This window comes from Bacillus sp. Au-Bac7 (assembly GCF_021341655.1).
Classification (GTDB): Bacteria; Bacillota; Bacilli; order Bacillales; family Cytobacillaceae; genus Niallia.
In genome coordinates this window covers 528,756-541,028 of record NZ_JAJTTG010000002.1, presented here as the reverse complement: position 1 = coordinate 541,028, position 12,273 = coordinate 528,756, and the positions used below count along the sequence as shown (strand labels likewise).

Sequence of the window (12,273 nt, the reverse complement as noted above, 5' to 3'; positions counted from 1 at the left end):
TAAATATGATGCTAGAAAAGGGAATGAAATCAATTGACGCTTAGTGTAGAACAGAAAATAATCGACTTATTAATTGAAATAAGACTTCAGCTGGAAGTAGATTTTGTCGGTTTGGCCATGGCAGCTGAGAATGAAGATGGCGATGTAGTGATCAAGTGGAAATATGTTTCAAACAATCGCAATAACCGCTATCAAAAAATTGTCCTGCAAGTAGGGAAAGGAATTGCTGGCATCGTTTGGAAAACTGCTCGCCCTTATGTGATAGAAGATGCAAAAAAAGATATACAGGAAACGAAAGACTTCCCATTAACTATTACAGAGCAGCTAGTCAGTATGGCAGCAATTCCTCTATTACACGGACAGGAAGTTCAAGCTGTTTTATTAGGCGGCTTTAGAAAAAAGAAAAAATTGAATCAAACCTTTATCAATGAATTGATTTCTATTTGTACAGAAATAAACCCATTATTAGATGAGTTAAGGGGATGAATAAATGGGAACTGCCATTTCTAAACAGAAATTGATTGAAGCAATGTTTAATAAAATGAATGATGCAGTCTTTTTTTTGCATGAAAATGAAGTTCTGTTTATGAATCCAAAAGCCATTGAGCTTATTAATAAATTTGAAGTGAATGTAGCCAATATGTCATCGATATGCCATCTTTGCAACGGCATGACAAATGAAACAGGTTATCAAACCTGCTCAAATTGTTTTATTGAAGGAGAAAAAAATCTAGAGTCTTTTCAGTTATTTTTATCAAAAAAGAACGATCAGCATGCAGATGATACACCGTTTAGCGGCAGCTACTTTCCTCTTGAGGAAGTCGATGACGTAAATGTGCTTATCTTACGAAATTTAACAAACCAACAAGAAACAGAAAAGCTTCAATTCCAAAAATCTTTAACAGAATATGTTATCCATGCATCAGAAGAAGAAAGAAAGCGGCTTTCACGAGAGTTGCATGATGGCTTGGCACAGGAAATCTACAGTGCCCTCATACAATTACAATCTATGAGATATACAAATGATTACGAAAAAGTGAAAGAAACAGCTAGCAGTATCGAAACAATTATCGTAAAATCTCTAAACTCGATAAAATCGATGGCCATCGATTTACGTCCGGCAGCTTTAGATGATATGGGACTTTATGCAGCGTTAAAGTCCTATTGTAAACGATTTGAAGAAACATTCGGCATGGAGGTTGAGCTTTACAGCAATATTCAAACAGAACGTTATACAGGCAAGATTGAAACAATGGTATACAGGGTATGTACGGAAGCGCTTATTAATGCCGCTAAATATGCTGACACAGATGAGGTTGTCGTCTACTTACTGGCTGGCAAAAAACAGCTGCGTGTTGAAGTAATGGATGAAGGCTTAGGCTTCGATTTGCATAATATCCATGTAAAGGGAACAGGTCTTGGTCTGCGAAATATGGAGGAAAGAATCTCTCTGCTTGGAGGAAAATTTTCCATTGAAACATCCATTGGAATCGGGACCAAGGTTTTAGCTGTCATCCCACTAGAACAGGAGGAGCATGAAGATGATTAATGTATTAATTGCTGATGATCATGCCATCGTCAGAAGCGGTCTTTCCTTCTTAATTGACGCACAAGAGGATATGAAAGTAGTTGGGACTGCAGCTGATGGCTTTGAAGTTACTTATTTAGTAGAAAGACTTCAGCCAGATGTTGTTCTAATGGATTTAAGTATGCCTCCTGGAGAAAACGGACTTTCGGCAACAAAGAAAATCAAAAAGGCTTTTCCTCCTATTCAAGTCTTAATACTAACGATGCATGATGATGAAGAATATTTATATCACGCTTTTAAATCAGGTGCAACAGGCTATATTTTAAAAAATGCTAAAGATGATGAGCTGCTTCATGCTATTCGTGCAGTAATGAAAGGGGAAAGATATATTCACTCTAAAGTCTCGACTAAAATGGTTCGTGAACATATTGAGAGTCCAGAGCAAGATCCTGAAATCGTGGATTCCTATTATTTATTATCAAACCGTGAGCAGGAAGTGCTTCCGTTAGTTGCACTAGGATATGGAAATAAAGAAATTGCAGACAAATTATTTATTTCCGTGAAAACAGTGGAAGCACATAAAGCAAATATGATGAGTAAGTTAGGCCTTACGACAAGGCCTGAGCTTGTCCAATATGCAATAAAAAAGAATTTAATAGATTTATAAGGTTTGCCTAGTAGTTACATTACTAACACTAAGGAGAGAAGTTAAATGAACTTATCTCGAAAACCAGTCCAAATTAACGAAGTGATCGAGAGAATTTGGGAGCATCATAATCCAGGCATGACAGAAATCGTTGCTATAGAAGACAATACAGACCGTTTTTTAGGAGAGGATATTATCGCAAAAACGGATGTACCGGCATTCGATAAATCACCATATGATGGGTTTGCGCTGCGTGCAGAGGATACTGCTTGGGCATCATCAGAGAATAGGATAGAATTCGAGGTCATTGATAAAATCGGGGCAGGCTCAGTATCACATAAAAGAATTGGTGGCCTCCAAGCAGTTCGAATCATGACAGGAGCACCAATTCCATCCGGCTGTGATACGGTCATCATGTTGGAGCTAGTGAAGGAGATAGAAAGAGACGGAAAGAATTTTATCCAAATTACTCGAAAGCTAAAAAAGGGAGACAATATATCCTTTCGTGGAGAAGATATTAAGTCTGGAACACTGCTAGTAAGGAAAGGAACAAAAATAAATCCTGGAATTCAATCCTTGTTAGCAACATTTGGTTACAAAAAATTAGCCGTTATGCGTAAACCGAAAATCGGGGTTCTTGCTACAGGTGATGAACTATTGAATGTAGAGGAACCATTAGTTCCCGGGAAGATACGTAACAGCAACAGCTATATGATTGTAGAACAAATTAAACGAAGCGGTGCAAAAGCAATCCATTATGGAAAGATACCAGTTACCTTTACAGCGACATATGACGCCATACACAAGGCAATTGCTGAAGTAGATATGATGATTACAATAGGTGGAGTTTCAGTTGGAGACTATGACTATATGCCAAAAGTATATGAAGCGCTTGGAGCAGACATTCTTTGCAATAAAATAGCGATGAGGCCAGGAAGTGTTACAACAATTGCAAGCTTAGATGGAAAGCTATTGTATGGGTTATCTGGGAATCCTTCAGCTTGTTATGTCGGTTTTGAACTGTTTGCACGCCCCATCATTCGGCATAGCTTGGGCAGCAATAAACCTTTTTTGAAAAAAGTAAAAGCGATTTTAGACGTTGATTTTCCTAAGGCTAATCCGTTTACACGCTTTGTGCGCAGCAAGCTTTTTACTGGCGGAACACAGTTATTCGTAGCGCCAATTGGTATGGATAAGTCCAATATTATCTTTTCACTTGCCTATGCAAACTGCCTGATGGTCCTTCCTGGAGGAACGAGAGGTTATAAAAAAGGCATGGAAGTTGAAGTGCTCTTATTAGAAGATCACGAAGGAAGTGACCTATTTTGATACTTCAATACGTAGGCTTTCAAAACAGCGGCAAAACAACGGCAATGGAGTGGACGATTCAGCAATTAACAGAGAAAGGCTATAATGTCATCGCAGTCAAGCATCATGGACACGGCGGCATTCCTGACAATATTGTGAAAGATTCCACAAAGTATAGCGATGCAGGTGCTGTTGCAAGTATAGTAGAGGGTGAGGGAGTTCTCCATTTAGAGATAACTAATCAAAAGTGGGATATCGAAAAAATCCATATGCTGCTGTCTTGTTTAAATTATGATCTTTTATTAATAGAAGGATATAAACAGGAGCAATTTCCTAAAGTCGTTTTCACACGGTCAGAACGTGATCTCGATCAGTTGCAGTTTCTCTCAAATATTCATTCCATCATCCCATTCTGTGATCTATTAGCAGATAAGAAGGCATACATAAACAAATTGGTTGCTTGGATTGAACAGGAATTACCGAAGAGGAAGCTAGTTTAACAAGTTATTCACTGTAGAGGAGTAATATAGATGTCAGACGTAATATTTAACTATTTAAGAAGTGTAACGCTTTTTAAAGAGCTTTCAGATGACGAGCTTCTTCCTATTGCAGACATTTCCTATATGAAGCTATATAAAACGAAATCATTTATTTATATGCAAGGTGACCCGCTTGATAGAGTATTTTTTCTATACGCAGGTAAACTTAAAATCCATCGCACAGATGTAACGGGAAAGGAACAAATCGTAGCAGTGCCACAAGTCGGCGAAATGTTTCCTCATGTTGGATTATTTCGGAAAGGGAGCTTTCCAGCACATGCAGAAGTACTTAAAAATGCTCAAGTAGTTGTCACACCAATCACTGAATTTGAACAAATCCTAATAAAACATCCTGAATTATGTATGAAAATGTTTACGTTTCTCGCTGAAAAAATCATTGACTTGCAAGACCGATTGGTCGAACAAATCCTGCACAGTTCCTATGATCAAATAGTGATGTTGTTAATACGTTTATGTAAGTCAAATGGAGTACCTTTTACTAAAGATTTATATCTCATTACTACACACTTTACTAATCGAGAGCTTGCTAACATGATTGGATCATCAAGAGAAACAATAAACCGCACACTTAATCAATTACGAAAAAAGCAGTTAGTCAGTACTACTACGGAAGGTAATTTATTAATACATTTAGAAAAATTAACAGCTGAACTTAACTAATCAAGCAAGTGAAATGGGAGGATTTCATATGGTTTTGCCAAGAGAACACGGAACTTGGATGATGTTTTTTCTTCCATATCTGCTCGGAATGATATTGTCTGGAGCTAATTGGCTTCATCTTGTTCTTTTAATCGGTTGGTTTTTTATTTTTTTGACATCTACACCACTATTGAATATCATCCGTAAGCCAAAATTAAAGAAAGATATGCTTCCATGGGTACTAAAGTATAGTACAGCTGCTATCCTATTTACCGTTCCAATTATATGGATGCAGCCAATTCTCTTATGGGGCATATTCTTATTATTACCACTGCTCTTTGTTAGTAGATATTTCATTAAAAAAAAGCAAGAGAGGAGCTTATGGAATAATTTAAGCGGCATTCTTATTTTTTCTCTCGGGGGAACAGCTGCTTATATAGTTGGGCAAGGAAGCTTAACGAAAGAGGCAATCCTACTGTTATGTATTACCACGCTCTATTTTATGAGCAGTGCCTTTTACGTGAAATCATTAATCAGGGAGCGAAAAAATCCCGCTTTTAAAAGAAAGTCTCATATTTTCCACCTATTATTACTACTATTTCCTTTGTTAATAGCCGTACCGTGGATGACGATAGCGTACTTGCCAAGTGTGTGCAAAGATTTTTTTACTACAAGAAAGAGGCCAATAAAACCGCTAAGAATTGGCATTATAGAGATCATTAATGGAATTGTGTTTTTTTTAGTAAGCTTATTTTTTCTTAAGTAACGAAATGGAGAGGGCATATGCATCAATATATAGGTACTATATTAGCCGGCGGACAGTCTAGCAGATTTGGTGAACACAAAGCCTTTGCGAGGAGAAAGAATAAATTTTTCTATCAATATTCTATAGAAGCACTCCAAGCTATTACCCCAAAAATCTATTTAGTTTCACATCCTGCCATTACAGATAGATTTATTGATAAGGAAGTAACCATCATTCAAGACACGCCCAGTTTTCAAGGGTATGGACCCCTTGCTGGAATATATAGCGTCATGGAAAGAGAGCAAGCTGAATGGTATTTCGTTTTGCCAATTGACAGCCCGTTTATTACGCATCAGAGTATGGAGGTATTATTAGCTCATTTAGAAGACGGATATGAAGCAATCGTTCCAATTGTAAACGAAAAACCTCAGCCTCTAATTTCTATTTACAACTTTAAAATCAAAAAAAAGCTCTTTTCTGCATTAAAAAGCCAAGATTTATCGATGAATAGCTTGTTGACACAGCTTCATGTGAAATTTGTGGAGGAGTTTAACGAAGATAGTTTTATTAATATTAACGAACAAAGGGACTATATCAAGTTTATTACATGAAAAAAAGAACATGAACAAAATCTGTCATGCTCTTTCTAAAAATTAAGCTAGTTTAATTGCTCGTTTAAACAATACGTTATTTTCTAAATGGATATGTTGAAACATATCTGCTTCAAGGGCACAAAGACGATGATAAACAAGACGATAGGTGCCGCATGCATTGCTTGGAGGTGTGAAGTCATTTGTAATGTCACGCAGTTCCTTCAAAATGTCTCCAGCGTTTTGATGCTCGCTCTCAAGCTCTGCAACAATAGCAGTTAATTTTTGATAATTTTCGTCAGTTGGCTGTTGTTCATATTCCAAGATTAGCTTAAAGTCTTCATTTTCTTCTTTGTGAATATGGTTCTCTAATTCTGCTTTCAGTTCAAAAAACAGCTTGTGTATTCTTACTAAATGAGGATTATTTTCACCGTGAACACGCCTAACTTTTGTTACATATGGACTTAACAGTGGTAATTCTTCTCGTAAAAAACGGTGATGCTTACTGACAATATGGTCTATTAATTCACTAGAAGAAGCTTTTTTCCAGTCTATCGCTGCTTCATTTAATAAATTTGTTTGTTCGTAAAGTGTAGATAAGTTTGTTAACACTTCATCTATTGATAAATTTCTTTCAGTAACTGCTTCAATCAGCGGGCGATTACCGCCACAGCAAAAATCAATACGGTATGTTTTAAAGAGATCACTGGCCTTTGGAAACTCGGTAACAATCTCACTAATAATAGAATGCTCGTTAAATGGTTGATTCATCATATAGCCTCCAGTACTTTGATTAGTTGTTGCTCTAATTAAGAATAACAAGTATCCCGCTTTAAACTTGTGATATACATCACATTTAATGAAAAATAATAGAAAAGAGATGACAGCATGAAGAGTAACCTGTTAGATAAATTACAGCGTCCATTAAGAGATTTACGTATATCGGTTACAGACCGCTGCAATTTCCGCTGTGTATATTGCATGCCAGAAGAATTATTTAAGTCTGGGTATACATTTATGCCGTCAGAACAGATGCTGTCATTTGATGAGATTGTAAGAACAGCTAAGCTATTTGTCAGGCTAGGTGTAAAAAAGATTCGCCTAACCGGAGGAGAGCCACTGCTTAGAAAGGACTTACCAGCCTTAATTAAGGAGCTTCATAATATCGAGGGACTAGATGATATTGGATTAACTACAAACGGTTCTTTGCTAAAGAAATTTGCAAAGGATTTATATATAGCAGGATTAAGGAGAATCACAGTAAGTCTAGATTCATTGGATGCAGAGCGGTTTTCGATGATAAATGGGCACAGATGTAAATTAACAACCGTAATGGACGGCATACATGCTGCCTTAAACGTAGGAATGATTGTTAAAATCAATATGGTTGTTAAAAAGGGACAAAATGAGGAAGACATCATTCCAATGGCCAAATTTTGCAAACAACATAAGCTTATTCTAAGATTTATTGAATATATGGATGTAGGTAATTCAAATGGATGGCAATTGGAAGAGGTTGTTACTAAACAGCAGATACTAAACAAACTAAATGAGCAGATGCCAGTTAAACAAATCAAAGAAAATTATACTGGTGAAGTAGCAACACGTTATCAATATTTGAACAGTAGCCAAGAAATAGGAATTATTTCTTCCGTAACAGACACATTTTGCGCAACATGTTCACGAATAAGGTTATCAGCAGATGGAAAATTATATACCTGTTTATTTGCATCAGCAGGCCATGACTTACGCAGCTTAATACGCAGTGAACAAAATGACGACATTATTATCAATAAAATATCGCAAATTTGGAACGGTCGACATGATCGTTACTCAGAAGAGCGAAGTAATCTATCTATAAAACAAAAAAAGAAAATCGAAATGTCTTCAATTGGCGGGTAATGCAGACGATCACTTAAAGTGATTGTCTTTTTTCTTGGATGAAGAGATATAAAAGAACTATTCGTATAAGACCTGTTTTACGAAATGTATTTTTTAAGAAACTGTGCAAATAAGGCAAGTATAGGTGAATGGTATGCTATTGTGTGTTATATGGGTGAAAATGCGATATATCGGATAAATTTTGTGTTTTAGTTTGAATTGCAATTATATTTACAGGTTAAATAGTTACATAATAGTTAACGTGATTTGAATTTGTTAACAAATAATTAATTAATAAGCGGAGAATTAATTTTAATTAAATAATCCTCAAATTACATCGAATAAATACAAACTAAAGTTAAATGAATGAAAAATCTGTCGCAACTATGAGCGCAGTTGAATTCTGTGCGCAATTAAATGTTGGTGCAGAATTTACTGCATCAAATAACCTTAATAAAATTTACTGTTTTTATTAATTATAATGCTAAGGGGGCACAGGAAAAGAAATATACAACTATTCGTATAATACTAATTTTACGAATAGTATTATTAGGAATTGTTTATGAATTCAAATGTACCATGATGTTAAGGTTAATTAGTGTATTTAATTGGCGGTTGCGTTGCTATCACATACTGCATAGCAGCCGTTAAATTGCAGTGCTTAAACTATGATAACATTTTAATATTTGTCGATATTTGTAAAATATTCAATGTTAAACAATATATAAATAAGTTTAGTTAAATAGTTAAATTTAACGACTGTAAAAGAAAAATTTAAGCTAAAAGTCTGTAAAAACGGCAAAATGCTAAGATTTTTGGAGATATCATCAAACCCTGTATAGATAAAGTGTAGTTCGAATTGCTACCAGTAGATCTTGCAGGTACATAATAATAGAATCTAATGGCAAGAAAACTGTATTTATTAATAAACAAGGTACTATTTCAGCTCTTGGCAAACAACTCCCCTTCCCTTTTCTTCATTTACTTTACGTTTAGCAGACATACACTAATAGATTTATATATTGCAAGGATGCAGATTCCGTTATTGATAAGTATAAGCACCATTAAATTTTTTATACTATTGGTTATTTATTATTTACCATAAATTAATTATGTAAACTAGTATTCGTAAAAATTGTATTATACGAACAATTGTTCTTATTTATTTGATTAAGATAGAAAAGTCCATTGAGTTACATTTTTTTAGTCTTCATACCTTTATTTATCTGCAATAAAATAAGCATGGTTCCTATACTGTATCAGGCCCATGCTTTAAATCATTCTATTTCTTTAGTTATTAAGTACATTCTTTTCCTGTTGTAATTTTTCGACGTCCTTGATATCTACTCCTGTCTTCTCTGCTATTACTTCTGGTGCAAGCACATCTAATAAAGACTTAGCTAATTCAATAATTTGTCTTTTTTTACCTTTGTAACAGCCTCTTTAACTGCCGCCGCAACAGCCTCTTGCTTGCCTTCTTCAAAAAGCCGTCCAACTTTTGTCATTTTTAACCACTCCCTTACTTTGATGGTGTAGTTATTATCAATGAATTTATCTGTTGAGCTAAGAATTCCTGCAATTACCTGTAGTTGTATATGTTCATCCTTTATACATTTCGCTAGCTCTACTGTTTCATGTGTTAATTCGTTACGACCCTTTGCGCTGTACATTAATGGCACAAAACTTAATTTATACAGCTCCACAAGGTTTAATTCAACATTATCACGTATTTTTCCCTTTATATTCTCCATGATAGCATCACCGTTATACTCTGATAACAATACAGGATTGGAGGAAATTCGAAAGAATCCTGCGTCTAAACTATCTAAAACCTTTGTTACATCACTTGTGTACACAACTACTAAGTGAATCTTTTTTATGTTATTTTTCCTTTGAAAGTATCGTTGTAAAATACGATGTCCTTACCTCATGTACTTCAAATGATTTTCCTTGAATCTGTTATTGCTCTCGTATTCTAACATTAAAATTAAGCCGTCTTCCAGCTGGAAAACAGTATCTGATCTTATTTCATCTGCAGTAACTTATCGGAATTCATTTGGCAATAGCGTCTTAATTTTCGGTATCTGATGAAGACCAAAAACATCAAGCGTTACATCTGCGTATAGCTCGCTTGTAAATTTAAAGAAAACGTCCTTGTTATTAAATGAGATTCCTTTCGACATTTTGTTACTCTCCCTAGTTACCCTTTTATACAGGAGTACATTAGAAGTTTTCTATCAAATGCCAAAACGTTCAATAATTCATCACAACTAAAGAGATATTGCCTGGCAGTGTGTAGCTATATACCTCAAATTCACTTATTGTTCATACTTTATCCGATAAATTTTCGCCATTGCTTGTACTCTATCTGCCACATCGAGTTTTCGAAAGATATTTGTTAGGTGGTTTTTGACAGTATGGGCGCTAATGAACAGTAAATCGGCAACTTCTTGATTATTTAAACCTTCAAGAATTAAATGAAGAACTTCCTTTTCTCTGCTTGTTAATGAAAGATTATCTATTACGCTTTTCACATCTTTCAAATCCTCAATTTCCGTGATTCCGATTGTAGCATGATCCGCTTCTAATTCCTTGCTGCTACTTGCTTTCTGGGCGATGATATATTCACGGAATTGAACGGCTAATGGACTATTTATGTCTTTAAAGGGAATTGTGATTCCTTTAAGATAAGAAAAAGCTAATACTAATAGCTGCGCCTCTTCAGTCAGAATGCTTCTTTGCTCTTCTCCGTTTAGTATATGATGATATTCTCTAAGTATCTTCAGCCGTTCTGCACTTATTTTATCGTGAAGAAAGTCTAGACTGAATGGGATTACCTTACATGTCTCTAACAGTTCCTCAACAGCAGAATCCTGCCAGCTTTGTTTGCTCATAAACCCTTTCAGTAGTTCCGTCGCTTTACAAGTAAGATGAAATTCCTCTGGTTTTAGTTCCTTTAAGCTTTCGAAAAGTATTTCAGTAGGCTCTTGTTTTACCTCTAAGTCAATAATTCTTTTTGAACCAAAGCTTACAGCTAAAACCTCGGTTAATAACTTAAGCTCTGCCTCTAGCCTCTTATCTCCTAAATGCCCCTCTTCCTCGAAGTGAATGGTAAACAGACCTAAAACTTGCTCATTTAAAGTGATTGCCTTATGAATTAAGCCTTTTTTAGAAGCGTTTACTTCAACTCGGTGACCGTTAGAAAAGAGTTGTTCAGCAACTTTATGATGCTCTTGTTCAGCAGCCTGTGAAGCCTTGCCTCTTTTGTACAATTTTCCACTTCTCGCTGTAAAGATAGTTAAACAATTTTTGCTCCATTTATGACAAACGTCCATAACGCTGTACAAAACACTGATTGGATCATTTGTATGCAATAGTATGTCAGCTAAATTCAAAAAGGCTGCATGTACATCTCTTTGTTTGTCAACAAGCTTCAATTGCTGGATTAAAAATTCTGTTTGAGCGGCTGCTTGTGCAAGTGCTTGTAAATGCTCTGTTAGCTCTTTGCTCACAGGCTTATTAGTCAAGGAGCCTCCAAACATAATTCCTACTGTTTCTTTAGCCTGTTGGATAGGGAAACCAAAAATATGCTGAGGGTATATGTCAAACTGATGAAAGAATCCTGCTTTTGGTGATTCTTTTATAGACTCAAAATGAAAGATCTTTTTTGTAGCAGCAGCATGTCCTAATAAACCTTCTCCGATAAAGAAGCTTTTTCCCTCCAATTGTTTTGCATCCCCGTTTACATGTTGGATGGTATAAATAGCATTTTCTTCTCTTTTGGCAATACCGATAAAGTCCACAAAGCCCTCTTTTACTGCGTAATCTAAAATATTACTTATAGAGAAATCCTCCATATAAGCGAGCTGCTTTTTATAAAGTGTCAACAGCTGATTTTTCCACGTCATCTCTTGTCGTAAGCTTTTTACAAACATTAAGCTATAATGTAGATCGTTTATCTTTACTAAGGCGCTTTCTTTCTCCTTTACGGTAAGAATAGGAATGTCTTTGTTTAACGCGGTAGACACTATATTGCTTCCGCATACATCTTCCACAAAAGGACCGGTAATAATTAAATACGAGTCTTCTCTATATTGGAAAAAGGGTGACAGGATGTATTTATAACATCCAATATTCTCATCTGTTGGTGTTATTACTACTGGTTTTTTTATTTGGTAAGCTATATTTAGTACGTCGAGAAGCTCTGTAGAATATTCTTTAAAGAGCAGCATGATGTCTGTATTTCGAATTACATACCCTCCCTTGCTGTTAACAAGGTGGATTGGCAATCGAATGGTGCTTTCATATGTTTCTATCAGTGCTGTTACTATGTCATTGTTTAAAGTATTTACATTCAATTTTAATCATCCTATATT

At 35.5% G+C, this 12,273-nt stretch carries 13 protein-coding genes; 9 read left to right on the top strand and 4 right to left on the bottom strand.

The window, feature by feature from the left end:
* Positions 1–33: 33 nt before the first annotated feature.
* The 8 genes from LXM54_RS11370 to LXM54_RS11335 are packed head-to-tail and all read left to right on the top strand — an operon-like array spanning position 34 to position 6,037.
* Complete coding sequence (locus tag LXM54_RS11370; RefSeq protein ID WP_233315291.1) at positions 34–486, top strand: GAF domain-containing protein; 453 nt, start codon at positions 34–36, stop codon at positions 484–486.
* Between the two features lie 4 nt (positions 487–490).
* Positions 491–1,549 (top strand): sensor histidine kinase, encoded by a 1,059-nt coding sequence (locus tag LXM54_RS11365; protein ID WP_233315290.1) that lies wholly within the window; start codon positions 491–493, stop codon positions 1,547–1,549.
* Positions 1,545–2,195, top strand: a complete 651-nt coding sequence (locus LXM54_RS11360; RefSeq protein WP_233315647.1) for a response regulator — start codon at positions 1,545–1,547, stop codon at positions 2,193–2,195. Before LXM54_RS11365 ends, LXM54_RS11360 begins: the two co-directional genes overlap by 5 nt.
* Positions 2,196–2,240: 45 nt before the next feature.
* On the top strand, positions 2,241–3,503 hold the full coding sequence (locus LXM54_RS11355; protein ID WP_233315289.1) for a molybdopterin molybdotransferase MoeA: 1,263 nt from the start codon (positions 2,241–2,243) through the stop codon (positions 3,501–3,503).
* Positions 3,500–3,982 carry a molybdopterin-guanine dinucleotide biosynthesis protein B gene (gene mobB, locus LXM54_RS11350; RefSeq protein ID WP_233315288.1) on the top strand — a complete coding sequence of 161 codons (483 nt, stop codon included), beginning with the start codon at positions 3,500–3,502 and terminating at the stop codon, positions 3,980–3,982. Before LXM54_RS11355 ends, mobB begins: the two co-directional genes overlap by 4 nt.
* 30 nt (positions 3,983–4,012) lie before the next feature.
* A complete protein-coding gene (locus tag LXM54_RS11345; protein WP_233315287.1) occupies positions 4,013–4,702 on the top strand; it encodes a Crp/Fnr family transcriptional regulator in 690 nt (229 codons plus the stop codon).
* Positions 4,703–4,730: 28 nt separating this feature from the next.
* Positions 4,731–5,447 (top strand): YwiC-like family protein, encoded by a 717-nt coding sequence (locus LXM54_RS11340; protein ID WP_233315286.1) that lies wholly within the window; start codon positions 4,731–4,733, stop codon positions 5,445–5,447.
* A 17-nt stretch (positions 5,448–5,464) separates the two neighbouring features.
* Complete coding sequence (locus LXM54_RS11335) at positions 5,465–6,037, top strand: molybdenum cofactor guanylyltransferase (RefSeq protein ID WP_233315285.1); 573 nt, start codon at positions 5,465–5,467, stop codon at positions 6,035–6,037.
* 42 nt (positions 6,038–6,079) lie between these two features.
* On the opposite strand, the gene ric is transcribed toward LXM54_RS11335, so the two are convergent.
* A complete protein-coding gene (gene ric, locus LXM54_RS11330; protein ID WP_233315646.1) occupies positions 6,080–6,787 on the bottom strand; it encodes an iron-sulfur cluster repair di-iron protein in 708 nt (235 codons plus the stop codon).
* A gap of 117 nt (positions 6,788–6,904) precedes the next feature.
* Here ric and moaA point away from each other — a divergent pair, with 117 nt between their 5' ends.
* On the top strand, positions 6,905–7,918 hold the full coding sequence (moaA, locus tag LXM54_RS11325) for a GTP 3',8-cyclase MoaA (RefSeq protein ID WP_233315284.1): 1,014 nt from the start codon (positions 6,905–6,907) through the stop codon (positions 7,916–7,918).
* A 1,379-nt stretch (positions 7,919–9,297) separates the two neighbouring features.
* Here the strand turns inward: moaA and LXM54_RS11320 are convergent.
* The 3 genes from LXM54_RS11320 to LXM54_RS11310 all read right to left on the bottom strand — a co-directional run bounded on the left by LXM54_RS11320 (position 9,298) and on the right by LXM54_RS11310 (position 12,255).
* The gene (locus LXM54_RS11320) at positions 9,298–9,648 is read right to left on the bottom strand and encodes a hypothetical protein (RefSeq protein ID WP_233315283.1); all 351 of its coding nucleotides are present in this window, start codon (positions 9,646–9,648) and stop codon (positions 9,298–9,300) included.
* Between the two features lie 291 nt (positions 9,649–9,939).
* Entirely contained in the window at positions 9,940–10,080 is a 141-nt protein-coding gene (locus LXM54_RS11315; RefSeq protein ID WP_233315282.1) for a hypothetical protein, read from the bottom strand.
* Between the two features lie 135 nt (positions 10,081–10,215).
* Positions 10,216–12,255, bottom strand: coding sequence for a LuxR C-terminal-related transcriptional regulator (locus LXM54_RS11310; RefSeq protein ID WP_233315281.1), 2,040 nt, complete (start codon positions 12,253–12,255; stop codon positions 10,216–10,218).
* Positions 12,256–12,273: the final 18 nt, after the last annotated feature.

Coding starts and splice junctions, on each gene's coding strand:
- LXM54_RS11365 (WP_233315290.1), top strand. CDS start 491: ATGGGAACTGCCATTTCTAAACAGAAATTGATTGAAGCAATGTTTAAT.
- LXM54_RS11355 (WP_233315289.1), top strand. CDS start 2,241: ATGAACTTATCTCGAAAACCAGTCCAAATTAACGAAGTGATCGAGAGA.
- LXM54_RS11345 (WP_233315287.1), top strand. CDS start 4,013: ATGTCAGACGTAATATTTAACTATTTAAGAAGTGTAACGCTTTTTAAA.
- LXM54_RS11340 (WP_233315286.1), top strand. CDS start 4,731: ATGGTTTTGCCAAGAGAACACGGAACTTGGATGATGTTTTTTCTTCCA.
- LXM54_RS11335 (WP_233315285.1), top strand. CDS start 5,465: ATGCATCAATATATAGGTACTATATTAGCCGGCGGACAGTCTAGCAGA.
- ric (WP_233315646.1), bottom strand. CDS start 6,787: ATGAATCAACCATTTAACGAGCATTCTATTATTAGTGAGATTGTTACC.
- moaA (WP_233315284.1), top strand. CDS start 6,905: ATGAAGAGTAACCTGTTAGATAAATTACAGCGTCCATTAAGAGATTTA.
- LXM54_RS11320 (WP_233315283.1), bottom strand. CDS start 9,648: ATGGAGAATATAAAGGGAAAAATACGTGATAATGTTGAATTAAACCTT.
- LXM54_RS11315 (WP_233315282.1), bottom strand. CDS start 10,080: ATGTCGAAAGGAATCTCATTTAATAACAAGGACGTTTTCTTTAAATTT.